The organism is Allorhizobium undicola ORS 992 = ATCC 700741 (genome assembly GCF_000621665.1).
GTDB lineage: Bacteria > Pseudomonadota > Alphaproteobacteria > Rhizobiales > Rhizobiaceae > Allorhizobium > Allorhizobium undicola.
In genome coordinates this window covers 65,773-89,692 of the sequence record NZ_JHXQ01000018.1, presented here as the reverse complement: position 1 = coordinate 89,692, position 23,920 = coordinate 65,773, and the positions used below count along the sequence as shown (strand labels likewise).

Below are 23,920 nucleotides of genomic sequence, written 5' to 3'. Positions count from 1 at the left end.
ACATACGCCACCAGACGCCCTTTTTGCTCCAGCGGCTGAAGCGCCGGAAGACGCTATTCCACTCGCCGAAGACCTCTGGCAAGTCACGCCAGGGCGAGCCCGTGCGCACGATCCAAAGCACGGCTTCCACGAACATCCGGTTGTCGCGGCCCGACGACCCCCGTGTCCGTTCGTCACCAATGATGTGCGTCGATATCCGCGCCCACTGCTCGTCCCGAAGGATCAACCGGTCCAATACGCCCATGACTGCCTCCAAAAGACAGTCTTGAATCTGATTTGCTCAGCCTTGGGAATCCCAAGAGTCCACAAGACCTAGGGCTTGCTGCTTTCGTCGCGCTGTCGCTTCTTGAGCGTCACGGTCTGTCTGCGAGCGGCATCGGCGCATTCCATGCCCTGCTGCTGGCGGGTTTCGGGCTCGGTGTTCTCAATCTGGAATTTGCAAAAGGCCTGCCGCTGGCCGCAACTGCGCTTTTGACGTTCGGGGCCGGGGTGCTGGCGCTGATGGTCAAGGGGCGGCACGATGCGGTGATCCGGGCCGTTGCCTATTGCCTCTTCGGTGGCGAGATTCTCTATATAACCCTCACCACGATCGACAGTCTTCTGGGCACGTCCGGCTTTTTCTTCATGAGCGGGCTGATCGTGGCGCTGCTTGCCTTTCTGGTTCTGCGGGTTGAGCGGCATTTCATGGCGGTGCGAAAGCAGGAGGGTGCGTGATGGCGGCAATGGATGATAGCCGTGCTGCGCTGCTTCGCTTCCTGTCGGCGGCCATCCTGCTGGCCGCCGCGCAAAGTGCGGTGCTGGGCGTGATGATCGAGAAGCGTGCCCGCATCCTGCGCAATGGCGCCGAAATCGTGCTCCAGACCACCGCCGTCGATCCGCGCGATCTGCTGCGCGGCGATTACGTCGTGCTGAATTACGATATTTCGTCGATACCGGAAGAAAAGCTGGTGGGGGAGCGCCCTCGTGAAGCACGCCGCCTTTCGGCTATGGTGCGTCTCGTGCCGGGCGCGGATGGCGGGTGGACTGTGGAGGAGGCTTCCTTTTCCCCCCTGCCGCCAAGGGCCGGCAGTGTGCTGCTGAAAAGCGAGCCTCTCGACATATCTCCGCAGGATCTGGCGCCCGGACGCCAGCTGCGGCTGCGATATGGCATAGAGCGCTATTACCTCCCCGAAGGCGAGGGCACGGCCGTGGAGCAGGGCCGGGATGCCCTCAGGCTTTCGGTCAGCGTGCGGGTATCGGCAAGCGGCGAGGCGCAGATCAGGCAATTGACGCTCGATGGCCGCGCGCTGCATGTCGAGCCGCTCTATTGAGGGAGTGATGATCGCCTGTATGCCGAAACCCGTGGATGTCCGCCGCTTTTGCCGCGCCAGTGTCATTTTTTCTTTGCGTTGTTCAAGACGGGTGTTATAGAGACGCGCGCTCCGGCGGGGCCATGCTAACGGCATGTGATCCTGAAGTGTTGCGGGTATGGTGAAATTGGTAGACACGCCAGATTTAGGTTCTGGTGCCGCAAGGCGTGGGAGTTCAAGTCTCTCTACCCGCACCAGGATTGCAGCTGGCGGCCCCTGGGCGATGAAAATATCCGGTTCGGCGTCCATTTTTCGTCAGTTTTGATGAAAAATGGAGGCTGAAGCCGGATTTTTTCACAAGTGCCGCGACCGGGAAAAGGGATTCCGGCGACGTGCTCACACCAACACCGGCTGTCGGAGCACGGCCGCCATGACACGAAGGTTTAGAACATGCAGGTTATCGAAACGCTCGCTGAAGGGCTGAAGCGCGAACTGAAGATCGTCGTTCCGGCTGCCGAACTGGAAGCCCGCGCCAATGAGCGCCTGGCTGAAGTCAAGGACAAGGTTCGCATCAACGGTTTCCGCCCCGGCAAGGTACCGACCTCTCACGTCAAGAAGATGTACGGCAAGTCCATCATGGCCGAAATCGTCAACGAGATCGTGCGTGACCGTCCGGCGAGCATCCTGTCCGAGCGCGGCGAAAAGTCGGCAACGCAGCCGGAAATCTCCATGACCGAAGACGAGGGCGAAGCCGACAAGATCCTGTCCGGCGCCGCTGATCTCGAATTCACGGTTGCTTACGAAATCATCCCGGCGATCGAGCTGAAGCCGGTCGATGGCATCAAGGTCACGCGCGAAGTCGTTGAAATCTCGGAAGAGGAAGTCAACGAGCAGGTTCTGAAAATCGCTGAAAATGCCCGCGCCTACGAAACCAAGGAAGGCGTTGCCGAAAACGGCGACCGCGTGACCATGGATTACCTGGGCAAGGTCGATGGCGTTGCCTTCGACGGTGGCAAGGATGAGGATGCAGAGCTGGTTCTCGGTTCCGGCCGCTTTATCCCCGGCTTCGAAGACCAGCTTCTCGGCCTGAAGGCCGGCGATGAAAAGGTCATCACCGTAACCTTCCCGGAAGACTATCCGGCCAAGAACCTCGCTGGCAAGGACGCGACCTTCGACATTACCGTGAAGGCCGTTGCCGCTCCGGCTGCCGTTGAAATCAACGACGAACTGGCCCAGAAGCTCGGCCTTGAATCGGCTGACAAGCTGAAGGAAATCGTTCGCGGCCAGATCGAAGGCCAGTACGGCAACGTGACGCGCCAGAAGGTGAAGCGCCAGATCCTCGATCAGCTCGACGAGATGTACAAGTTCGACGCGCCGTCGAAGCTGGTCGATGCCGAGTTTGAAAACATCTGGCGTCAGATCAACACCGATCTTGCCCAGTCCGGCAAGACCTTCGAAGACGAAGAGACCACGGAAGAAGATGCCCGCACGGAATATCGTGCGCTGGCAGAACGCCGCGTGCGCCTTGGCCTGGTTCTCTCCGAAATCGGTGAAAAGGCTGGCATCGACGTGACCGAGGAAGAAATGCAGCGGGCGCTTTACGCACAGCTTCAGCAGTTCCCCGGTCAGGAGCGCGAGATCATCAACTTCTTCCGCAACACGCCCGGCGCATCCGCTTCGCTGCGCGCCCCGATCTTCGAAGAGAAGGTCATGGACAAGCTGATCTCGGAGGTGAATGTCACCGACAAGACCGTGTCCAAGGAAGAACTGCTGGCTGACGACGAAGATGGCGACGACAAGCCGGTGAAGAAGGCCTCTTCCAAGAAGAAGGCCAAGGCTGAAGACGCCGCCGAAGCTGAAGACGCTGCCGCTCCGAAGAAGAAGGCAGCGCCGAAGAAGAAGGCTGCTGCCGAAGGTGATGCCGAATAATTTATCGCCGGTTTGAGCAATATGCACAGGAAGACCGCCCCAAAAGGGCGGTCTTTTTTGTTTACGGAATTGTCTTGCTTGCGCGGCTTCCGGCGGGGAGGTGGATGTTTGCGCCGTGGATTCCATCTCGCTGCTGCATGAACCTTTTCCGTGGTCATGCGTTGAACGAGTGGCTTTCCACCTCCCGGAATGCTTTCCTGTTTCAAGACATATGAAAGCACTCCAGATCTCTGTTTCAGAGCATAATTTGACCGTAGTGAACAAGGATCGATAAAATTATGGCTCAAAAACAAGATATTAAAGCGCCTGTCTGCGCAGGGTAGGTCGAATGCGCTCTCATGCGTTTCCGGACGGAAACCCGGATTTCGTTTTTCTCCGGGCAATGCTCCAAGAAAGGATGTCACTCATGAAAACCTTGATGCTTGTAACTGCCGCCGCTTCCATCGCGCTTGCACCTGCGGCCTATGCCGCAAGCCCGCACCATCATAACCGGGCGTCACAGCAGAAAATGGTCGCCAACGAGCCGCGCCAGAGGCTTGGCACCCTGCAATGCCAGATCGACGGCGGCGTCGGCATGTTGATTGGCTCCAAGCGCAATGTTTCCTGCGAATTCCGTCAGCGTTCGGGCAAGATCGAACACTATGCCGGTTCGATCGGCAAGCTGGGGCTTGACGTTGGCATCAGCGGCAAAAGCTATATGAGCTGGGTAGTCGTCAACACGCAGCCAACCCGCGTTGGCGATGGCGCGTTGGCGGGTAGCTATGTCGGCGCCTCTGCATCCGCAGCCGTGGGTGTCGGTCTAGGCGCCAATGCGCTGGTGGGTGGAAACTCCCGCAACTTCGCTCTCCAGCCGCTTAGCGGTGAGGCCGGCACGGGCCTGAATATTGCGGCAGGTGTTTCAAGGCTTCAGTTGAAGCGGGTGTGATAACTCGGCTTGTTTTCCCTGAATGTCTTCTGAAAACAGACAAATCAACTTGAACCAGAAATGGCGCCGGATCTTTTCGGCGCCATTTTAGAGCATAATCTTGTCGATCCTCGTTTCACTCCGGTCGGATTATGCTCCATTGGCGCAATCATGGCTGCCGTCAGGCGGAGGCCTTTTTCGAGGGCAGTTCGCCCATTCTGTTCCAGGCATCAAGGCCTGCGATCTTGTAGGCCTCGGCAAGGGTTGGGTAATTGAAGGTATTTTCCACGAAATACTCTACCGTTCCCTTCAGGTTGAGGACAGCCTGCCCGATGTGGACGAGTTCCGTTGCGCCTTCTCCGACAATATGCACGCCGAGAAGCCGACGGGTCTTGAGGGAGAAAATCATTTTCAGCATCCCGCTTTCCAGCCCCATGATATGGCCGCGCGAGGTTTCGCGGAAATGGGAGATGCCGCATTCATAGGGAATGCCACGCTGGCGTACTTCTTCCTCGGTCAGCCCGCAGGTGGAAATTTCCGGAACGGCATAAATGCCATAAGGGAAATATTGTGGCGGTTCCTGTGCGGGTGCGCCCACGGCGTGGCGCGCGGCTATGCGGCCCTGTTCCATGGAGGTGGAGGCAAGGCTTGGAAAGCCTACCACGTCGCCTGCGGCATAAATGTTGGGGACATCCGTCTGGAAGGTTTCCGGATCGACTTTCAGGCGTCCGCGGCTATCGGCGCTCAGCCCGCAGGCTTCCAGATTGAGCGTATCGGTGGCGCCAACGCGCCCAGCGGCAAACAGCACCATTTCCGCCCCTAATACGCGCCCGCTTTTGAGGGTCACGCGCACCTTGCCGCTTTCGTCCTTTTCCACCTTTTCGGCGGTTTGGCCGAAGATCAGCTTCATATTGCGATCGCGGAGTTGGTAGGTGAAGTCTTCGACAATTTCCTTGTCGATGAAATCGAGCATGGTGTCGCGTGGCTCCACCACCGTCACCACCGTATCCAGTGCGCTGAAAATCGTGGCATATTCAATGCCGATGACGCCTGCGCCGATGACGACCATGGAACGGGGGACGTCCTTGATGCTCAATATGTCGTCGCTGTCGAGAATGGACTGGCCATCAAAGGCGATATGGGCGGGGCGATAGGGGCGCGTGCCCACCGCAAGCAGGATGGACTTGCCGCTCACATGCACGACCTCGCCGTCATCCTTGGTAACTTCCAGCCGGTTTGCGTCGATGAAGCGGGCAAGCCCGCGCAATTGTTGCACGCGGTTTCGGTTAAACTGATGTTCCAGCACATCCACTTCATGGTCCAGCGTGATGAGCAGACGGCGGCGCAAATCCTCGGCACTGATCTGCTGTTTGACGCGATAGGAGCGGCCATAAAAGCCCCGCTCACGCCAGCCCGTGAGGTTTAGAACCGTTTCCCGCAGGGTCTTGGAGGGAATGGTGCCTGTATGCACCGAAACGCCGCCGACATGGCCACCCCGCTCGATCACCAGCACATTCTTTTCCAGCTTGGCGGCCTGAATGGCAGCCCTGCGGCCTGCCGGACCGCTGCCAATCACGATAAGATCATATTGCTGCATAGGCTCTGTTCCTGTTCATGCCCCGGGCCGGCGATGTGTCGTATTGAGGCAAGTGCGAGGTTTGTGTGCGGATAAACTTAGCAGACCAATCTAACCTTTTCGTTAGTCCTCATGTTGCATTGCGTCAATAATTTCATTTTTTGCGGCAGTGCCGCAGTTGAGATTTTGAATCAACTTCTGCCAAGACTGAATCAGGATCTTGGTACAAGTTGATGATATTATTATCTATTCTGTTCTGAATTCTGCTGACCTGTGGCAGGCGCATTTACGTAGTGGAGCAATGTCGGCGAGTTCAGGGCTTTCTTTCGTGCAAGCCTCTACTGCGAAGGCACAACGGGGCTGGAAGGCGCAGCCCCTTGCGGCGAGGCTGTCGTCGTCTGGTCCGTTCAACGGAACAGAGCCTTGCCGCTCCCGGAAGGGATCTGGCTCGCAAGCCGCCAGAAGCGCGGTATAGGGATGAAGCGGCTGGCTGAGAATAGACTGCGCCGGGCCGCTTTCCACCAGACGGCCGCGATAGAGAACGCTGACGTGGTCCGCGACGTGGTTGACCACGGCGAGATTGTGGCTGATGAACAGGAAGCTCACGCCCCGTTTTTCCTTGAAGTCGGTCATGAGGTTCAGAACCTGTGCCTGGACGGAAAGGTCGAGAGCGGAAACAGGCTCGTCGGCCACCACCAGCCTTGGCTCGGTTATCAATGCGCGCGCAAGCGCAATTCGCTGGCGCTGTCCGCCGGAAAATGCGTGCGGGCGAAGGCCTGCCTGCTCCGCCGTGAGGCCCACGGCCTGCATGATCGCCGCTATGCGCTCCTGCTTTTCGGCGGTACTCAGTCGGGGCTCCAGGAGGCAAAGCGGTTCGCCAATGATTGTCGCGACGTTCTGGCGGGGATCGAGCGACGAGAATGGATCCTGAAAAACCATCTGGAAATCGCGCCGCTTGCGGCGCAAGGTCTTTTCGCCAAGCGTGAACAGGTTTTGCCCGTCTATCAACACCTCGCCATTGTCCGGGCGATCCAGCGCCATGACGAGCCGGGCGAGGGTGGATTTGCCGCTGCCGCTTTCGCCGACAATGGCGTGAATTGTGCCGCTGGCCATGGTCAGCGATACATCGTCCAACGCTTTGCTGGAATGCATTCCCTGACGTAAAGCCGCCACGGGCAGTGCGCTGCGGCGATAAGTCCGGCTGAGGTGGCGCAGTTCGAGAAGGGGTGGCTGCGTCATGGCGCGTCCCTCTCGTCAAGCAGGCAGCGATTGCCGCGACCGTTGGCATCCACTCGCCAGCCGGGGAGAGTGGTGGCGCAGGCATCGATGCACCGGGGACAGCGCGTGGTGAAACTGCATCCCTTCGGCAGATGGGCGAAATCCGGCACGGCCCCCGCGATGGCTTGCAGGGTGGCTGGTCTTTGCTGTGTGTGTCGGCGTGGGAGGGCGCGAATGAGCGCGCGGGTATAGGGATTGCGCGGACGGTCCAGCAGGGCGCGGGTTGGTGCCTCCTCCATCTGTCTTCCGGCGTATAGCACAAGGCTGCGGGTGCAAAGTTCGGCCACCACGCCGAGATCGTGGCTGATGAGAATGAGGGCCATGGCATTGTCTTGCACCAGTTCCCGCAACAGATCGAGAATATGGGCCTGCACCGTCACGTCCAGCGCCGTGGTGGGTTCATCGGCAATCAGCAGGGCGGGCTTCATGGCAATGGCCATGGCAATGCACACGCGCTGTCTTTGACCGCCGGAAAGCTCGTGCGGATATCGTTTTGCCATTTCGGCGGCAGTCGTCATTCGAACCTGCGATAAAAGCCGGACAGCTTCCCGGCGGGCCTCTTTCCAGCCTATGCCCTTGTGCCACACCATGCCCTCGGCGATCTGGTCGCCCACGGTCATTGCCGGGTTGAGGGCGGTAAGCGGTTCCTGAAAGATCATGCCGATGCGGTTGCCATGCAATTGCGTCAACTTCTTTTCACCGCAGCTCAGCAAGTCATGGCCTTCGAAGCGGATGGAACCCTCTGCTCTGGCCGTTTCCGGCAAAAGTCCCATCAACGCCAGCGCCAGCAGCGATTTGCCGGACCCCGATTCCCCGACAATGCCAAGAGTTTCACCCGGAGCAAGCGCAAAACCGATGTCGCGTAGAATGGGCAAGGGCGGCTTGCCTGCGAAGGCGACGCCAAGTTGCTCCACCGTAAGCAGCGTTGAGGTCATTTCGGCGCCCACCTTGGATCGAGGAGATCACGCAGGCCATCCCCCAGCATGGTGAAGCCGAAAACGGTGAGTGCGATGGCAAGGCCGGGAAAAATTGCCAGCCATGGGGCCTGTTGCAGATAGGTTTGCGACTCTGCCAGCATTTTTCCCCAGCCGGGCTGTGGTGGTGCAAGGCCGAGGCCAAGAAAGCTGAGGCCCGCTTCCGTCAGCATGGCAAGGCCAAGCTGGACTGTTGCCTGCACGATGACCAGGCTGGCAATGTTCGGCAAGATGTGCTCGATGCTGATGCGCAAGGGGCCTTTGCCTGCCGCCCTTGCAGCAAGACAGTAATCTCGCGCCCAGATTTGCCGGGCGGCTGTCAGCGTCAACCGGCAAAAGACCGGAACCATGAAGACGGCAATGGCGGTAATGGCTGTCATGCGGCCGCTGCCAAGCACGGCGCCCAGCATCATGGCGGAAAGCAATGGGGGAATGGCGAAGAGAACGTCATTGGCACGCATGACCAGCGCCTCGCATAATCCGCCGCGTGCGGCAACCATCAAGCCAAGGAGCGTGCCCAAAACCCCGCCTGTTGCTACGGCTGCGGTGGCAATCGTCAACGAATTCCACGCTCCCAGCATCAGCAGCGAGGCAAGGTCACGCCCGAGCGGGTCGGTGCCGAGCAGGCCAGCGGTGAGCGGAGGCTTGAGGCGCATCGCAATGCGAAGGCGGGTGGGATCTCCCGGAGTCCAGACCTGCGACAACAAGGCAATCGCCAGAAGGCAGGCGATGATAAAGCCGCCTGCCAGCAGGTTGGCCTGACGAAAGCGGTTTTTCATTGCGTAAGGCCCATCGAGGTCTTCAGCCGTGGATCAAGTCGCAAATGCATGAGATCGACAAGAAAATTCACCAACAGAGTCAGCCATGCAAACAGCAGAACCACCGCCTGCATGGTGATGATATCACGTTGCGACAGCGCCTGATAGGCAAGACGTCCGAGCCCGGACAGATTGAAGACGTTTTCCACCAGCACCGCTCCGGCAATGAGAAAGGTGAACTGCAGGCCAAGCATCGTCACCACCGGCACAAGCGCATTGGGAACCGCATGGCGCCAGAGTGCGACATGCTTGGGCAACCCTTTGGCGCGGGCCGTGCGCACGAAATCCTCATTCAGCACCTCCAGCACAGCTGCGCGTGTAACTCGTATTAAAATGCCTGCTTGGGGAAGCCCCAGAGCAAGGGCAGGCAGAACCAATGCCTTGATGGCAGGCCACACGCCTGCCTGCCAGCCCGGAAAACCACCGGCGGGAAATATTGGATGGGATGCGGCAAGAAACAGGATTAGCAAAAGTCCCGTCCAGAAACCGGGTATGGCGATAAATAGCCGCGAAACAAAGCCGGAGAGATGATCGATGAAACCGTTGCACCGGGCTGCTCCCAGCACACCAAGAGGCAGTGCCAGTGCCAGCGACAGGCCAATGGCCATGAGGGCAAGCGGCACCGTTACCGCCAGCCTTTCGGCAATCAGCGTTGAAACAGGCACGCCATAAGTATAGGACTGGCCAAAATTGCCGGTCAGCGCCGCCGTCAGCCATTGCATGAAGCGAAGCGGCAGGCTGCGGTTCAGCCCTAATACCTCATGCAGGGCCGCCAGCGTATCGGGACTTGCCGATGTGCCGAGCATGATGGCCGCTGGATCGCCCGGCAAAAGGTTCATTACGGCAAAGATCAGCAGGGATACGCCCAGAAGCGTCAAAACCAGTCCTGTCAGGCGGCGGATCAGCAGCAATGCCATGGGCGGCTCCGGCAAATTGTTTCAGGCATGGGTCATGGGCAGGTTCGGGACATGACTGCATCTACTGCATAATTAAAGTGTTACAGCGCCGTGCGTTTGATAAAACGCACGGCGCTGTATCATGCCGAAACAAGCACTTGAAGTTTGGGAGGTGAAGCTGAAACCTCGCTCTTGGTTTTATTTTTCCCAATGGACCTTGCCCAGTACATTCGAGGGGATAGGTTCGTTTTCCCAAAGGCCCTTGAGATCCTTGTTCCATACGCCGAGCTTGGGCATGACGAAGAGGAAAAGAGCTGGAACCTCCTCAGCCAATATGCCTTGCGCCTTGCCATAGAGGCGGTCCTGTTCGCTTGCGTCGGTGGTGGCCTCTATGGCCTGTAGGACGGCCTTGAAATCAGGATTCCTATACTGGAAATAATAGGGGTCGCGGCCATAGATGTCTATGTCCATCGGCTCGGCATGGGCGACAATGGTCATGTCGTAGTTTCCGGCCTTGAAAACATCGGCAACCCATTTTGCCGGAAATTCCGTGGGCTCAATGGTCATGGTAACGCCGATGTCGGCAAACATGGCCTGCATGATCTCGGCACTGCGGGGCGCATAGGCCATTTGCGGCGTCTTGATGGTGAAGCTGAACCCTTGCGGATAGCCCGCTTCAGCCAGCAATGCGCGGGCCTTTTGCGGATCGTAGGGAAGGGTGCCTGTGAGGTCCAGATAGCCACGGTCATTTGGGGTGTAATGGCTGCCGATCGGCGTGCCGAGGCCTGACCAGGCCCCTTCGATCAGCATTTTCCGGTCGATCGCCATCATCAATGCCTGACGAACGCGAATATCGTTGAAAGGCTTGCGCTGGTTGTTCATGCCTGCCACCACCTTCAGCTCGGTATTTCCGATGCGGGTGACGAGACGGGCGTCGGCCTTGAAACTCTCCATCAGTTCCGGCGCGGCGAATTCGGGAATGGCGTCCACATCGCCTGCCTTCAGGGCGGCGGCCTGCGCCTGCGCGTCCGGAATGAAGCGGAACGTTACCTTTTCCAGGGCCGGGCGGGCTGCCGCGTTCCAGTAATCGGCATTTGCCGTAAGCTCCACGCGGTCTCCCTTCGCCCAGCTTGCAAACTTGAACGGCCCGGTGCCGATGGGCGTGGTCTTGTTGTTTGCGGCACTGGCGGGGGCGACCATGACGGAGGCTGGCCAGCCGAGCCAGTAAAGCAGGCTGGAATTTTTCTGCTTCAAATGCAGGATCAGCGTTGCGTCATCGGGCGCATCGATACGGTCGATCTGGGTGAAAAAGCGCTTTTGCGGATTGATGGAGTCGTCGCTGGCTGCGCGTTCAAGCGAGAATTTCGCTGTTTTGGCCGTAAAGGCTTCACCGTCATGAAAGTGGACACCCTTGCGCAATGCAAAGCGATAGGTCAGGCCGTCGGTAGAAATCTCAAAGCTTTCAGCCAGTTGCGGGATGATCTTGCCATCCTCGGTGATCGTCACCAGCCCTTCGAAGATGTTTTGCCATGTCACCTGACCGATGGCCACGGGGGCTGCGGCGGTAGGATCGAGACCTGTCGGTTCCACCGACATGCCAAGAACCAGGGTGGTGCGCGGCGCGGCGGCGGCAGGCGGCGGGAAAAGCGATGCCAGCGCCCAGAAGCCTGCAAGGGCCGACGCCGTCATCACCCCATGGCGCAAGTGAAGCAAAAAGGTCATTGGTCATTTTCTCCAAGGCGCTGGCTGGTGCAAATCCTGCTCCAGCCTCAGATCAGGCGCAGCCCCCTGAGGCTGGCATGGCCCTGCGCGCCGATGATGACATGGTCATGCACGGTAATGCCCAGAGGCTTTGCGGTATCGATGATCGTTTTGGTCATCTCGATGTCGGCGCGGGAGGGGGTCGGGTCGCCAGAGGGGTGGTTGTGCACGAGAATGATGGCGGTTGCCGAAAGCTCCAGCGCCCGTTTGACCACTTCGCGCGGATAGACGGGCGTGTGGTCGATCGTGCCCTTGCCCTGTACTTCATCGGCAATCAGCGCGTTGCGCTTGTCGAGAAAAAGAATGCGGAATTGTTCGCGCGTTTCGTAAGCCATGGCCGCATGGCAGTAATCGATGACGCTGGACCACGAACTCAGCACCTGCCTGCCCTTGATCTCGCTTTTCAACATGCGCTGGGAAGCGGTGGCAATCAGCTTCAGATCGAGCGCCACGGTTTCGCCAATGCCCTTCACCTCCTGCAACAGCGCCAGCGGCGCGTTGAACACCCCGGCCAGCGTGCCGAAGCGATCGAGCAGCGCCTTGGCAATGGGCTTGGTGTCGCGGCGGGGAATGAGCCGGAAGAGAATGAGTTCCAGCACCTCGTAATCGGCCAGGGCATCGTCGCCTTTGTCACGAAAGCGCTGGCGCAGCCGGTCGCGATGGCCGTGATAATGCTGTTCCGGCTCTTTTGCCGCAGGCTTTGCCGTGCCTGCCTTCGCCGTAGCCTTGGTCGTCTGGAACTGTTCGGTGAAAAAACCCCGCTCATCCTCTTCGAAATCCATGGGCGCTGCGGGAAGATCCTGATGCAGTTCCTCCGTGCTCTGGTCATCATAAGGGGGCGTGGAGCGGGTCGGCCCGGTCATGGCGTTCAGCCCTTGAGCGGCGGCAGGCCCGGACGGTCGAGACCGGCGGGCGACAGCGTGAAAATCTCGCAGCCTGTGGCGGTAACGCCCACGGCGTGTTCATATTGCGCCGTCAGGGAGCGGTCGCGGGTTACGGCGGTCCAGCCATCGGCCAGAACCTTCACATGCGGCTTGCCCAGGTTAATCATCGGCTCGATGGTGAAAATCATGCCTTCCCTGATTTCCGGCCCTTCGTCCGCCTTGCCGTAATGCAGGATATTCGGCGAATCGTGAAAAAGCTGCCCGACGCCGTGGCCACAGAAATCCCGTACGACAGAACAGCGCTCTGCCTCTGCATAGGCCTGAATGGCCGCACCGATTGCGCCGGTGCGCGCACCGGGGCGCACGGCGGCAATGCCGCGCATCAGGCATTCATGCGTTACTTCCATCAGCCGTTCGGCGGCGCGCTTGACTTCGCCCACCGGATACATGCGGCTGGAATCGCCATGCCAGCCATCGACAAGATAGGTCACGTCGATATTGACGATGTCGCCCTCGCGCAGCGGCTTGTCCTCCGGCATTCCATGGCAGACGACATGGTTTATGGAGGTGCAGACGGAATAGCGATAACCGCGATAGTTCAGCGTGGCGGGCAGGGCGCCGTGGTCCATGCCGAATTCGAAGACGAAGCGATCTATGGCGCTGGTGGTGACACCGGGCTTGACCATATCCGCCAGCGCATCCAGGCATCGTGCCGTAAGCTGGCAGGCCTTGCGCATACCTTCGAAGCCTTCCGGTCCGTAAAGGCGGATTGCGCCGGTGTTCTTGAGCGGTGCCGATGCCGCGTCGATGTAATTGACCATTCCATCAGTCCCATGTGTTCTGCCAGGCGTTCATACCGCAGGCAGACGCGGTTCGTCCATGGCGATCGCCGCAAGCGGCCGGATTTCATCGGTCGTAATGCGACATTTCACGGCATAGGCTTCCACGCCCTCGGCCCGGGCGTGGGCAAAGGCCTTGCCATAGGCGGGGTCCAGATCGTCGCAGATGGCAAAATTCTCGCAATCCTCCCGCTGCACCACATAGAGCATGACGGCGCGCAGACCCGTGCGGGCAATTTGCCGCAGTTCTTCCAGATGGCGGGTACCGCGGATCGTGGCCGTATCGGGAAATTCCGCAAGCCCCGGCTTGCGGATGAAATGCACATTCTTCACCTCGACATAGCAATCCGGCCGGCCGGGCGACGAAAGCCGGAAATCGATTCGCGATTTTGCGCCATATCGCTGCTCGCCCGCAATCTGCTGATAATCACCAAGATCCGCGACCAGCCCGGCGTCGATTGCCTCGCGCCCCAGCCGGTTGGCAAGCGCTGCATGAACGCCGACCAGCGTTCCATCCGCTTCGATCAACTCGAAGGCATGGGCATATTTGCGCTTTGCCGTGTCATGGCTTGAAAGCCATATCCGCGAACCCGGCGCCGTAAGCCCGCGCATGGAGCCGGTATTGGGGCAAAAGCCGGTGATGGCTTCGCCCGTTTCCAGTGTGGCATCGAATAAAAACCGCTTATAACGGCGAATGAGACGCGCCGGGACGAGGGGAGGAAATTTCAAATGCGGTCGCCGCCTCTTCCTCTCACACCCGCTCCATAACATAGGTTCCCGGTGCGTCGGCAATGGCATTGAGCGCATCCCCGCCGGGTTTGCGGGCTGGGACCTTTTCCTTGTTCAGTTTCTCGATCCATTTTTGCCAGTGCGGCCACCAGGAGCCCGGCGTTTCCTCGGCGGAGATCAGCCAGTCCTCGTAATCCTTCGGCTTCTTTCTCGAGGTCCAGAACTGGTATTTCTGCTTGTCCGGCGGGTTGACCACGCCTGCGATATGGCCGGAACCGGACAGGACGAATGTCACAGGCCCGCCAAAGCTGGCGCTGCCGAGATAGACCGATTTTGCCGGTGCGATGTGATCTTCCCGCGTGGCGAGATTGTAGATCGGCACCTTCACGTCTTTCAGCGAAAGGGTCCTGCCGTCAAGCTGCATCCGGCCCTGGCTGAGATTGTTGTAGAGATAGCAATTGCGCAGATAAAAGGCGTGGTTGGCAGACCCCATGCGCGTGGAATCGGAATTCCAGTACAGCAGGTCGAAGGCGGAAGGGTCGTGGCCTTTCAGATAGTTGTTGACGAAATAGGGCCAGATCAGCTCCGATGCTCTGAGCATGTTGAATGCGGTCGCCATTTTCGAGCCGTCGAGATAGCCCTGACGGCGCATACGCTGTTCGAGGCCCGCAACCTGTTCCTCATCGACAAAGACCTTGAGGTCGCCCGCATGGGTGAAATCCACCTGAGTCGTGAAAAGGGTGGCGCTGGCGATGCGGCTATTGCCCTCCTGCGCGTGCAGCGCCATGGCGGCGGACAGAAGCGTGCCGCCCACGCAATAGCCGATGGCGTTGACCTCGCGCTCGCCGGTGGCTTTCTCCACGGCGTCCAGCGCAAAATCCACACCCTCGCGGATATAGGCCAGCCAGTCCTTTTCGGCGTGGCGCTCATCCGGATTGACCCAGGAGATCACGAAGACCGTATGTCCCTGATCCACACACCACTTGATGAAGCTCTTTTGCGGGTTCAGGTCGAGAATGTAGAATTTGTTGATCCAGGGCGGGCAGATCAGCAAGGGCCGTTTCAGCACCTTTTCCGTGGTGGGCTCGTACTGGATCACCTCGCAGACATCGCTTTGCGCAATGACCTTGCCCGGCGTCAGCGCCATGTTGACGCCCACGGCAAACTTGCTGGAATCGGTCTGGCGGATGCGCAGGTCGCCCTTGCCCGCGGCAATGTCCTCGGCCAGCATTTTCATGCCCTTCACAAGATTGGCGCCATTGCTGGCCACCGTTTCCCGGAAGGTTTGCGGATTGGTGAACAGGAAATTCTGCGGCGAAAGGGCAGCCGTCAGCTGTTTCATGTAAAAGGCCGCCTTGTGACGGGTGTGATCGTCCAGCCCTTCGGTCTTGTCCACCAGCGTTTCCGCCCAGTCGCACACGACGAGATAGACCTGCCGGAGAAAGTCGAAAAAGGGATTGCGCTGCCAGTCGGCGTCGGCAAAGCGCTTGTCGCGCACGGGTTCTTCTGCGGCCTGCTCGCCTGAGAGGCGCGACATGCTCTTCATCCAGATGGCGAAGAGCGAGTTCATCAGATGCGTTTGCGCCTCCAGCGTGCGCTGCGGATCGGCCATCCAGTATTCCGCGACGCGGTTCATGGTCTTGACCAGTTCCACGACGGGCTCGGTGACGGGATCGATGACCTCGCCCTTTTCACGCGGCGCGATCCATTGCGAGGCCGCCTTGCCGAGATTTTCCATGGCGCGCGCCATGTTCAGCGCCATGGCCTGCGGGTCTTTCACCACATAGGCATCCATCAGGTGCGGATCGAAGCCCGGCATGGCGTTCTCGCCCGCGGCTGGCTTGTCGTTTGCCATGGCTTTCCACATCCTCCCCTGCATGTTTTTTGCTTCATTTGATCTTGCCCGAAAATAAGCGCGATTGCCAGAGCGCTTGCGCCCGAAAACCGCGCAGGTTGTGGGCAAGGCATGTTTCCCCTCAAAAGGCCGGGGGGCGGAGGTGGGGTCGTGAAGGCCGTATTTTCACCGCCTGACCGATTCCGTGGAAAACCGGTTTCCACTTTCTCCTTCGATGTTCTAGATTGTCGGGACGCCTGACGGCGAGAAGAATCAGTCAAAACAGCGGAAACACCATGACGCAGAGCCCGATCTCCCACGAAAACCGGTTTTGGAAGCAGGTGGCGCTGTCTCTTTCCCTCGCGGGTGCGGTTTTCCTTTGCGCTTGCAGCAGCACACCGCCGCAAAGCCGCAATGCCAGCCTGAACGTGAAGGTCGCCGGAGACAAGGAAGCCGTAGCGCCCGCTGGCGCCTATACCACGCCCGATGGCTATCCCGATTTTGCCCGCCCGCTGACGGCTGCCAATGTGCAGATGAGCAATATGGATGCCGCCGATCTGGAAAAGAAGCTGACCGCGCTTTCGCAGATGCGCAGCGCCGGAAAGATTTCGCAGGCCGAATATGATCGCCGCGTGCGCGAAATGCGCAAGCTTGCCGCCGATCAGGGCAAGTAAGAAACGAAGGACGGCCGGCGAAGGCTTGTGCGCCATGGGCTTATGCCACCGCAATCCGTACCGCAGGTCAGAATTAGGGCTTGCCATGCGAAATTTTTGGTCGCAAAGCGAAGAATGACGGCATGAAATGCTTCGAGTGTCTTGCAAACAGGCCGGGCAGGGTGAACCGTCAAAAATCCACCGCAAATTCTGCTGATTGCGGTATAGTGCAGCGTCTTTCCGATTTGCCTGATCCGTTTGCGGGAAGAGTGTGTTGATAACGGGTCATCCGCAGCCGCAGAGCAGAGGTGCCTGCGGTTCAACGAGGTCTGAGATGGAAGAGTTTCATAAAGTCCGGCGTTTGCCGCCCTACGTTTTCGAACAGGTCAACCGTTTGAAAGCCAGCGCGCGAGCCGCGGGCGCCGACATCATCGACCTCGGGATGGGCAATCCCGATCTTCCCACCCCGCAGGCGGTGGTGGACAAGCTGTGCGAAGTGGTGCAGGACCCGCGCACGCATCGCTATTCGTCATCCAAGGGCATTCCCGGTCTGCGCCGTGCGCAGGCTGCCTATTATGCCCGCCGCTTCAATGTGAAGCTCAATCCCGATACACAGGTCGTGGCCACCCTTGGCTCCAAGGAAGGCTTTGCCAACATGGCGCAGGCCATCACCGCGCCGGGCGACGTGATCCTCTGCCCGGATCCGACCTATCCGATCCACGCTTTCGGCTTTCTGATGACGGGCGGCGTGATCCGCTCCATCCCGATCGAGCCGGACGAAACCTTCTTCCCGCCGCTGGAGCGGGCCGTGCGCCACTCCATTCCCAAGCCGCTGGCGCTCATCATCAACTACCCGTCCAACCCGACCGCGCGCGTAGCGTCGCTGGATTTCTACAAGGACGTGATCGCCTTCGCCAAGAAGCACGACCTGATCGTGCTGTCGGATCTGGCCTATTCGGAAATCTATTTCGACGACACCCCGCCGCCTTCCGTTCTGGAAGTGCCGGGCGCCATGGATGTGGCCGTGGAGTTTACCTCCATGTCCAAGACCTTCTCCATGCCGGGCTGGCGCATGGGTTTTGCCGTGGGCAATGAGCGGCTGATCGCGGCGCTTGCGCGTGTGAAGTCCTATCTGGATTACGGCGCCTTCACGCCGATCCAGGTGGCGGCCACCCACGCGCTGAACGGCGACGGCTCCGACATTGCCGAGGTGCGCAATGTCTACAAGCGCCGCCGCGACGTGCTGGTGGAAAGTTTTGGCAAGGCCGGTTTCGAGGTGCCGCCGCCGGCTGCAACCATGTTTGCCTGGGCGCGCATTCCGGAAAAGTTCCGCCATCTCGGCTCATTGGAATTCTCCAAGCTGCTGGTGGAAAAGGCTGATGTGGCCGTGGCTCCCGGCATTGGCTTTGGTGAGCAGGGCGATGAATATGTGCGTATCGCGCTTGTCGAAAACGAACACCGCATTCGCCAGGCGGCGCGCAATCTCAAGCGCTTCCTGTCTTCGGCAGACGACACGCTGCATAACGTGATTTCGCTCAACGCGCATCGGTGACCATCTCCGGGCGGCCCGTTCGGGGCCGCCCTTTTCCTTATCCAAAGCATATCAGGATTGTTTCATGGCTGATGCCCTCAAGATCGGCATTGCAGGTCTCGGCACCGTGGGTGCTTCGCTGGCCCGCATCTTGCAAACGCGCGCCAATGCGCTGGCTGTTTCCTGCGGTCGCGCCATTACCATCACCGCCGTCAGCGCCCGCTCCAAGGACAAGGATCGCGGTTTCGATCTCAACGGCATCGAGTGGTACGACAATCCGGTGGATATGGCCGAAAAGGCCGATATGGACGTTTTCGTCGAACTCATGGGCGGTGCCGAGGGTGCGGCGGCAGCCTCTGTGCGCGCCGCGCTGACCCGTGGCCTGCACGTGGTGACGGCCAACAAGGCGCTGCTTGCCGCCCACGGGGTGGAACTGGCGAAGCTTGCCGAAGCCAAGGGCCTGCTTTTGAATTACGAAGCGGCTGTGGCGGGGGGCATTCCCGTCATCAAGACCTTGCGTGAATCTTTGACGGGCAACCAGTTCTCGCGGCTTTACGGCATCATGAACGGCACCTGCAATTACATCCTCACCCGGATGGAAAAAGAGGGCCTGGGCTTTGCCGAATGCCTGAAGGAAGCGCAGCGTCTGGGCTATGCGGAAGCTGATCCCACTTTCGACATCGAGGGCAACGATACCGCCCACAAGCTGTCCATTCTCACAACACTTGCCTTCGGCAACCAGATTGCCGCCGACCAGATCTATCTCGAAGGCATCAGCAATATCTCGATCGACGATATTCATGCCGCACGCGATCTTGGCTATCGCATCAAGCTTCTGGGCGTTGCCCAGAAAACGGCGACCGGCATCGAGCAGCGGGTGCATCCCACCATGGTGCCGCTCGATTCGGTGATCGCACAGGTGGATGGCGTGACCAATGCGGTGGCGATCGAGTCGGATATTCTCGGCGAATTGCTGATGGTCGGCCCCGGTGCTGGCGGCAATGCCACGGCATCCGCCGTGCTGGGCGACGTTACCGATATTGCCAAGAGCCGTCCGGGCGCACAGCAAGTGCCGGTGCTGGGCCGTCCGGCGCATTTGCTGGAGCCTTATGCGCAGGCCGAGATGACCCGCCACGAAGGCGGCTATTTCATTCGCCTGACCGTGGTGGACCGCACCGGCGTTTTCGCCAGCATCGCCACGCAGATGGCCAACAACAATATCTCGCTGGAATCGATCGTTCAACATTCCAAAACGCCTTCGGCAGGTGATTCCGCCAAGACGATCATCCTCGTGACCCATGCCACGATGGAAAGCGCCGTGCGCGAGGCCGTCGCTGCCATCAAGAGCGAGGGCTATCTGCTGGGCGAGCCGCAGGTCATTCGCATCGAGCGGCCCAAGACGGCCTAAGCCTTGATGGGCGGCCTTGCTTTTCGCCGCCCGACACCAAATGATCAGGGGCAATGCCAGAACAACCCGTCGATCCCGTTGAACGCGCCTTCCTGAATGTCGAAGCCTCGGTTTCCGGCCAGCGCTGGATGTCGCGTCTCGATCAGGCGGGCTTGAACCGTGCACTGGCCATGTCACAATCCAAGGGGATTCCCGAGCTTGTGGCGCGGGTTCTGGCGGGGCGGGGCGTCGGGGTGGCAGAGGCGGAGGCCTTTCTCGATCCCACGATTCGCAGCCTGATGCCCGATCCCTCCTCGCTGACGGATTGCGATGCCGCCGCCGCGCGCCTGGTCGCCGCCATAGAGCGTGGAGAACGGGTGGCGATCTTTGGCGATTACGACGTGGATGGCGCCTGTTCTTCGGCCTTGCTGCATCGTTTTCTCCGCCATTTCGGCGTGGACAGCGAAATCTATATCCCGGACCGGATTTTCGAAGGCTATGGCCCGAATGCCAATGCCATCGGTCAGTTGATAGAACGGGGCGCGCAGCTGATCGTCACCGTCGATTGCGGCTCCACCAGCCACGACGCGCTGGCGGAAGCGGCGCGGCGCGGTATCGATGTCGTGGTGATCGATCACCACCAGATGAGCCAGGATATGCCGGTCTGCCGGGCGCTGGTCAATCCGAACAGGCCGGACGATCTCTCGGGCCAAGGGCATCTATGCGCAGCCGGTGTGGTGTTTCTTGTGCTGGTGGCCACCCAGCGCCATTTGCGCCAGATTGGCCATGGCGCTGCCCGCTCGCTTGACCTGCTGGCATGGCTCGATCTTGTGGCGCTGGCAACGGTTTGCGATGTGGTGCCGCTGAAAGGCCTGAACCGCGCCTATGTGGTAAAGGGGCTTATCGCCGCCCGCCACCAGCAGAATGCCGGGCTTGCCGCACTTTTGCGCGTAGCGGGAATTGGCGGGCCGGTCACGCCCTATCACTTCGGCTTTTTGGTGGGGCCGCGCATCAATGCAGGCGGCCGCATTGGCGATGCCGCGCTCGGCAGCCGGATGCTGACCCTGGATGACGGGCTTGAAGCAGAGGAAATTGCCCAGCAACTCGACGATTTGAACCGCCAACGTCAGGCCATGGAGGCGCAAATGCTGGCCGAGGCCGAAGCGGAAGCCATGGCGGAATATGGCACGGGCGAAAAGGCCTCCGTCATCGTCACGGCGCATGAAGGCTGGCATCCGGGCATTGTTGGCCTGTTGGCGGCGCGGCTGAAGGAGAGGTTCCAGCGCCCAGCCTTTGCCATCGCCTTCGATTCCTCCGGCAAGGGCACGGGCTCGGGCCGATCCATCAACGGTTTCGATATGGGCAAGATGGTGCGCGCCGCTGTAGAGCAGGGTCTGCTCGTCAAGGGCGGCGGTCATGCCATGGCGGCGGGCCTGACCGTTGAGCGGGCCAATCTCGGCAAGTTGAGAGGCTTTTTCGAGGAGCAATCGCAGGAGCGCGTCATGGCGCTGGCCGCCAATCGCGCCCTGAAGATCGATGGGGCTGTCGGAGCCTCCGGCGCCACCTTTGCGCTGATTGATTTGCTTGAAACCGCCGGGCCATATGGCTCAGGCCACCCGCAGCCTGTCTTTGCCATTCCCGCGCACCGTATTCGCGATTCGCGCCTGATCGGCGCCTCGCATGTGAAGGTGACGCTGGAAGCAATGGATGGGTCGCGGCTCGATGGCATTGCGTTTCGCGCCAAGGATACGCCGCTTGGCGATCTGCTTCTATCCAGCCGGGGCGAAAGCGTGCATGTGGCTGGCTCGCTCAGTGCGGAGCTCTGGCAGGGCGCAAGACGTATTCAGATCCGGATAATCGATGCGGCACGGGCCTATTAAAGCATGTCGCGCAAAACTGTGCAGCGGTTTTGCGATAACGACATGCGACAAAACAATGACTTAAAGCGTCAGGAGCGATTCTGAACACAGGACACGATGCTACGGTTTTGCGTGTGGTTTACCCCCTCTGTCCTGCCGGACATCTCCCCCTCAGGTGGGGAGATCGGCAAGATGAAGGCCCTGCCTAAATTCCTGAAAAACGCCGTCACCACACCTATTCTTTGAAGAATGGCGCTTTGTCCGTATTGCAATCTCCCCCCTTGAGGGGGAGATGCCTGGCAAGGCAGAGGGGGGTAGGCCACGCCACATGCCTAAGCGTCGTGTACTGTGGAATCTGAAAGATCGCGACACGCTTGTCTTATGATTTCCATGCTTCTTGGTGAGATAAGAAGCGCCGGAGAGGTAGCCGCAATTGCTCACGACAACGTAACCTGAAAAGAACTGACGATCTGGGAGGGAATAAGGGGGAGGACAGTGGCACGCCCTAGGGGAGTCGAACCCCTCTTTTCAGAATGAAAATCTGACGTCCTAACCGATAGACGAAGGGCGCGTGCTGTGAGGCCGCTTATAGGCAGGCTTCCGATTCTTCGCAAGCAGAAAATTCAGCGTTTTCCACAGGCTCTGGCATTTTTCTCAACTTTGATATGAGATTCAAACACGGGCTCATGCTTGCGTAAGGATGCAATTTAAAAAAGCTGATGATCTTGAAGGGGAGGAGACAGTGGCACGCCCTAGGGGAGTCGAACCCCTCTTTTCAGAATGAAAATCTGACGTCCTAACCGATAGACGAAGGGCGCGTGCTGTGTGGCGCTCTCTTAGTCGTAAGTTGGCGCTATCGCAAGCGAAAAATGCAGAAAAACCATTATTTTTCGCCAATAAAAATGCGCAGGACAATGCAGGGCTACAGAACACTATATGGCGGGAGGGAAAGAAAAAGAGTGGCACGCCCTAGGGGAGTCGAACCCCTCTTTTCAGAATGAAAATCTGACGTCCTAACCGATAGACGAAGGGCGCGTGCTGTGAGACGGCTTATAGTCAGGCGCGTTTTTTTTCGCAAGAAGGCCCTGTCGAAATTTTGCAGAAAAATGACAGGGCCTTGAAGATGTTCGTATTTTGGTGCTCAAGAAAGCCTAGTTTGCCCTGGCTTCGTTTGGTTCCCGGTCGAAAAGGCCCAAACAGGGTTGAGAGCAGCCCGATCCTCGTCAGTTTTTCCGGAAGTTTGCCAGGAATTTCTTGAGAAAGCCGTCTTTCGTCATGTGCTGCGCCTTGGGATCGCCTTCGATCTGTTCCATCGGCGTTGCCGCGCCTGCCTGCGAGGTTGCGGGCAGGGCGGTGGGAATGCTGGTTTGCAGCGTGGGGGAAACGCCTGCGCCCATCATGTTGCCGTGCTGATATTGTTGAAGGGCGGCTTGCTGCTGCGGACGAACCGCCTGGCGCGCCTTATGCGGATTGGGCGCAAGGCCTGCGAGAATCTCTGCCTTGGTTGGCGCGCGCGTTTGCGGCATGGCAGGCTGCTCTGCCGTGGGAGTTACCGGCATTTGCGGCTTTGCCGTTGCGCTGTCCAGATCAACCGGCTGCGCCGGGGTTTGGACGCTGAACACGCTGGCAACCGTTGCCTGGAAGCGGCGTGTCGGCATGTTTTGCGGCACGATGCTGGCGGCGGCGGCCTGCGGGGTCGCGCTGGCGCTTGCTTCGGCTTGGGTGGCAATCTGTGGGGCGGCAATATGCTGGGCGCTTTCGCCGGCTGTCTGCACATCGGCTGCCGTCTGTGCAGTCGTAATACTGGCCGGGTGGGCCTTTTGCGCCTGCGCCTTTTGGTGGGCCTTGGGCGGCTGGGCGCTCACCAGCGGGTCGCGATAGGCTGTGGCGGTTTGCGGATTAAGAACAGGTGTATCCGCATCGCCCACGGCATCTGCCTCCAGCGTGGGAATCTCTGCCTTTTGCGTGGTGCAGCCAGCAAACACGCTGACCGACCCAAGCAATAGCGCAAGGGTTGCGCTGCGGAGCACGTAGCCCGGCATTTTCTTGGTCAGGCTTGCTGAAAGTCCGGTGGGAAATGACGTCATGTCGATCGATCCATGGGTTCGGCCTTGCGCCGTTCGGGATTCACATGACGCCATTTTGTCCCGGCAAGCTTGCGCCAGGCCGGTTTTGTTACCAGCTTCCCGTGTTGGGCATGGATGCCCAGGGTTCACGGGGGGCAAGCGCCTGACCCTTTTGCAGGATCTCAAAGGAAATACCGTCCGGCGAGCGCACGAAGGCCATATGCCCGTCACGCGGCGGGCGGTTTATGGTGATGCCATTATCCTGCAGGTTCTGGCAGAAGCCGTAGATGTCATCGACTTCATAGGCAAGATGGCCGAAATTTCTGCCGCCGGTATAGTGTTCGCTGTCCCAGTTATAGGTCAGTTCCAGGCATGGAGCCTTGTTATCGCGGGCGGCGGCAAGGTCCTCATCTGCGGCAAGAAAAACCAGCGTGAAGCGGCCTTTCTCATTTTCAATCCGGCGAACCTCGCTGAGGCCCATCAGCGTGCAATAAAAGTGCAGGGATGCGTCGAGGTTTTCGACCCGGACCATGGTGTGCAGGTAGCGCATGGTGATCTCCATTGTTTCGTGACAGGGATATGCTCCTCACTCCGGCAAGCTTCAAGGGGCCATTATTTCGCCAGCAAAAGCTGTGATCATCCCGCCCTCAACCGCTGCGCCAGCCTCGAACAAGCTCCATGCAGGAAAACTTCATCTGATAACTGAAACTGGG

Annotated in this window: 21 protein-coding genes and 4 tRNA genes; 9 read left to right on the top strand and 16 right to left on the bottom strand. The window is 59.4% G+C overall.

Annotation, left to right across the window (positions count from 1 at the left end; genetic code table 11):
• A partial coding sequence (locus T424_RS0115405; RefSeq protein ID WP_037067920.1) for a transposase occupies positions 1-244 on the bottom strand: 244 nt, incomplete at its 3' end.
• 32 nt (positions 245-276) lie between these two features.
• On the opposite strand from T424_RS0115405, the gene T424_RS0115400 reads away from it, so the two are divergent.
• The 5 genes from T424_RS0115400 (at position 277) to T424_RS0115380 (ending at position 4,143) form a co-directional block, all read left to right on the top strand.
• The gene (locus T424_RS0115400; protein WP_027488514.1) at positions 277-714 is read left to right on the top strand and encodes a hypothetical protein; all 438 of its coding nucleotides are present in this window, start codon (positions 277-279) and stop codon (positions 712-714) included.
• The gene (locus T424_RS0115395; protein WP_037067916.1) at positions 714-1,310 is read left to right on the top strand and encodes a GDYXXLXY domain-containing protein; all 597 of its coding nucleotides are present in this window, start codon (positions 714-716) and stop codon (positions 1,308-1,310) included. The genes T424_RS0115400 and T424_RS0115395 overlap by 1 nt, the downstream gene beginning before the upstream one ends.
• 151 nt (positions 1,311-1,461) lie before the next feature.
• A tRNA-Leu gene (locus T424_RS0115390) sits at positions 1,462-1,546 on the top strand.
• A 193-nt stretch (positions 1,547-1,739) separates the two neighbouring features.
• A complete protein-coding gene (gene tig, locus T424_RS0115385) occupies positions 1,740-3,218 on the top strand; it encodes a trigger factor (RefSeq protein ID WP_027488512.1) in 1,479 nt (492 codons plus the stop codon).
• Between the two features lie 406 nt (positions 3,219-3,624).
• Positions 3,625-4,143 carry a DUF992 domain-containing protein gene (locus T424_RS0115380; RefSeq protein ID WP_027488511.1) on the top strand — a complete coding sequence of 173 codons (519 nt, stop codon included), beginning with the start codon at positions 3,625-3,627 and terminating at the stop codon, positions 4,141-4,143.
• A 160-nt stretch (positions 4,144-4,303) separates the two neighbouring features.
• Here the strand turns inward: T424_RS0115380 and sthA are convergent, their stop codons facing one another.
• From sthA to T424_RS0115330, 10 genes are all read right to left on the bottom strand, one after another.
• Positions 4,304-5,719 (bottom strand): Si-specific NAD(P)(+) transhydrogenase, encoded by a 1,416-nt coding sequence (gene sthA / locus T424_RS0115375; protein ID WP_027488510.1) that lies wholly within the window; start codon positions 5,717-5,719, stop codon positions 4,304-4,306.
• Between the two features lie 225 nt (positions 5,720-5,944).
• Positions 5,945-6,937, bottom strand: a complete 993-nt coding sequence (locus T424_RS21260) for an oligopeptide/dipeptide ABC transporter ATP-binding protein (RefSeq protein WP_037067913.1) — start codon at positions 6,935-6,937, stop codon at positions 5,945-5,947.
• The gene (locus tag T424_RS21255) at positions 6,934-7,911 is read right to left on the bottom strand and encodes an ABC transporter ATP-binding protein (RefSeq protein WP_037067969.1); all 978 of its coding nucleotides are present in this window, start codon (positions 7,909-7,911) and stop codon (positions 6,934-6,936) included. The genes T424_RS21260 and T424_RS21255 overlap by 4 nt, the downstream gene beginning before the upstream one ends.
• The gene (locus T424_RS0115360) at positions 7,908-8,729 is read right to left on the bottom strand and encodes an ABC transporter permease (RefSeq protein ID WP_027488509.1); all 822 of its coding nucleotides are present in this window, start codon (positions 8,727-8,729) and stop codon (positions 7,908-7,910) included. The genes T424_RS21255 and T424_RS0115360 overlap by 4 nt, the downstream gene beginning before the upstream one ends.
• Positions 8,726-9,685, bottom strand: coding sequence for an ABC transporter permease (locus T424_RS0115355; RefSeq protein ID WP_027488508.1), 960 nt, complete (start codon positions 9,683-9,685; stop codon positions 8,726-8,728). Before T424_RS0115355 ends, T424_RS0115360 begins: the two co-directional genes overlap by 4 nt.
• 177 nt (positions 9,686-9,862) lie before the next feature.
• Complete coding sequence (locus T424_RS0115350; RefSeq protein WP_407921400.1) at positions 9,863-11,353, bottom strand: ABC transporter substrate-binding protein; 1,491 nt, start codon at positions 11,351-11,353, stop codon at positions 9,863-9,865.
• Between the two features lie 80 nt (positions 11,354-11,433).
• A complete protein-coding gene (gene radC, locus T424_RS0115345; RefSeq protein WP_084268540.1) occupies positions 11,434-12,207 on the bottom strand; it encodes a RadC family protein in 774 nt (257 codons plus the stop codon).
• A gap of 86 nt (positions 12,208-12,293) precedes the next feature.
• The gene (gene map / locus T424_RS0115340; RefSeq protein WP_027488505.1) at positions 12,294-13,130 is read right to left on the bottom strand and encodes a type I methionyl aminopeptidase; all 837 of its coding nucleotides are present in this window, start codon (positions 13,128-13,130) and stop codon (positions 12,294-12,296) included.
• A gap of 30 nt (positions 13,131-13,160) precedes the next feature.
• Positions 13,161-13,877, bottom strand: coding sequence for a DNA/RNA nuclease SfsA (sfsA, locus tag T424_RS0115335; RefSeq protein WP_027488504.1), 717 nt, complete (start codon positions 13,875-13,877; stop codon positions 13,161-13,163).
• A 22-nt stretch (positions 13,878-13,899) separates the two neighbouring features.
• Positions 13,900-15,732, bottom strand: coding sequence for a PHA/PHB synthase family protein (locus T424_RS0115330; protein WP_027488503.1), 1,833 nt, complete (start codon positions 15,730-15,732; stop codon positions 13,900-13,902).
• Between the two features lie 275 nt (positions 15,733-16,007).
• Between T424_RS0115330 and T424_RS0115325 the strand changes: the two genes are divergently transcribed.
• From T424_RS0115325 to recJ, 4 genes are all read left to right on the top strand, one after another.
• Positions 16,008-16,385 carry a gas vesicle protein GvpG gene (locus T424_RS0115325; RefSeq protein WP_037067906.1) on the top strand — a complete coding sequence of 126 codons (378 nt, stop codon included), beginning with the start codon at positions 16,008-16,010 and terminating at the stop codon, positions 16,383-16,385.
• A 313-nt stretch (positions 16,386-16,698) separates the two neighbouring features.
• A complete protein-coding gene (locus tag T424_RS0115320) occupies positions 16,699-17,916 on the top strand; it encodes an LL-diaminopimelate aminotransferase (protein ID WP_027488501.1) in 1,218 nt (405 codons plus the stop codon).
• 64 nt (positions 17,917-17,980) lie between these two features.
• Positions 17,981-19,303, top strand: coding sequence for a homoserine dehydrogenase (locus T424_RS0115315; protein ID WP_027488500.1), 1,323 nt, complete (start codon positions 17,981-17,983; stop codon positions 19,301-19,303).
• Positions 19,304-19,356: 53 nt separating this feature from the next.
• Complete coding sequence (gene recJ, locus T424_RS0115310; RefSeq protein ID WP_027488499.1) at positions 19,357-21,162, top strand: single-stranded-DNA-specific exonuclease RecJ; 1,806 nt, start codon at positions 19,357-19,359, stop codon at positions 21,160-21,162.
• 475 nt (positions 21,163-21,637) lie between these two features.
• On the opposite strand, the gene T424_RS0115300 is transcribed toward recJ, so the two are convergent.
• The 5 genes from T424_RS0115300 to T424_RS0115280 all read right to left on the bottom strand — a co-directional run bounded on the left by T424_RS0115300 (position 21,638) and on the right by T424_RS0115280 (position 23,757).
• Positions 21,638-21,712, bottom strand: a tRNA-Glu gene (locus T424_RS0115300).
• 172 nt (positions 21,713-21,884) lie between these two features.
• Positions 21,885-21,959, bottom strand: a tRNA-Glu gene (locus tag T424_RS0115295).
• A 142-nt stretch (positions 21,960-22,101) separates the two neighbouring features.
• Positions 22,102-22,176: transfer RNA gene (locus T424_RS0115290), tRNA-Glu, on the bottom strand.
• 188 nt (positions 22,177-22,364) lie between these two features.
• Entirely contained in the window at positions 22,365-23,228 is an 864-nt protein-coding gene (locus T424_RS0115285; RefSeq protein ID WP_027488498.1) for a hypothetical protein, read from the bottom strand.
• Positions 23,229-23,316: 88 nt separating this feature from the next.
• A complete protein-coding gene (locus T424_RS0115280; protein ID WP_027488497.1) occupies positions 23,317-23,757 on the bottom strand; it encodes a VOC family protein in 441 nt (146 codons plus the stop codon).
• Positions 23,758-23,920: the final 163 nt, after the last annotated feature.

Coding starts and splice junctions, on each gene's coding strand:
- T424_RS0115395 (WP_037067916.1), top strand. CDS start 714: ATGGCGGCAATGGATGATAGCCGTGCTGCGCTGCTTCGCTTCCTGTCG.
- tig (WP_027488512.1), top strand. CDS start 1,740: ATGCAGGTTATCGAAACGCTCGCTGAAGGGCTGAAGCGCGAACTGAAG.
- T424_RS0115380 (WP_027488511.1), top strand. CDS start 3,625: ATGAAAACCTTGATGCTTGTAACTGCCGCCGCTTCCATCGCGCTTGCA.
- sthA (WP_027488510.1), bottom strand. CDS start 5,719: ATGCAGCAATATGATCTTATCGTGATTGGCAGCGGTCCGGCAGGCCGC.
- T424_RS21260 (WP_037067913.1), bottom strand. CDS start 6,937: ATGACGCAGCCACCCCTTCTCGAACTGCGCCACCTCAGCCGGACTTAT.
- T424_RS21255 (WP_037067969.1), bottom strand. CDS start 7,911: ATGACCTCAACGCTGCTTACGGTGGAGCAACTTGGCGTCGCCTTCGCA.
- T424_RS0115360 (WP_027488509.1), bottom strand. CDS start 8,729: ATGAAAAACCGCTTTCGTCAGGCCAACCTGCTGGCAGGCGGCTTTATC.
- T424_RS0115355 (WP_027488508.1), bottom strand. CDS start 9,685: ATGGCATTGCTGCTGATCCGCCGCCTGACAGGACTGGTTTTGACGCTT.
- T424_RS0115350 (WP_407921400.1), bottom strand. CDS start 11,353: ATGACGGCGTCGGCCCTTGCAGGCTTCTGGGCGCTGGCATCGCTTTTC.
- radC (WP_084268540.1), bottom strand. CDS start 12,207: ATGGATTTCGAAGAGGATGAGCGGGGTTTTTTCACCGAACAGTTCCAG.
- map (WP_027488505.1), bottom strand. CDS start 13,130: ATGGTCAATTACATCGACGCGGCATCGGCACCGCTCAAGAACACCGGC.
- T424_RS0115330 (WP_027488503.1), bottom strand. CDS start 15,732: ATGGCAAACGACAAGCCAGCCGCGGGCGAGAACGCCATGCCGGGCTTC.
- T424_RS0115325 (WP_037067906.1), top strand. CDS start 16,008: ATGACGCAGAGCCCGATCTCCCACGAAAACCGGTTTTGGAAGCAGGTG.
- T424_RS0115320 (WP_027488501.1), top strand. CDS start 16,699: ATGGAAGAGTTTCATAAAGTCCGGCGTTTGCCGCCCTACGTTTTCGAA.
- T424_RS0115315 (WP_027488500.1), top strand. CDS start 17,981: ATGGCTGATGCCCTCAAGATCGGCATTGCAGGTCTCGGCACCGTGGGT.
- recJ (WP_027488499.1), top strand. CDS start 19,357: ATGCCAGAACAACCCGTCGATCCCGTTGAACGCGCCTTCCTGAATGTC.
- T424_RS0115285 (WP_027488498.1), bottom strand. CDS start 23,228: ATGACGTCATTTCCCACCGGACTTTCAGCAAGCCTGACCAAGAAAATG.
- T424_RS0115280 (WP_027488497.1), bottom strand. CDS start 23,757: ATGCGCTACCTGCACACCATGGTCCGGGTCGAAAACCTCGACGCATCC.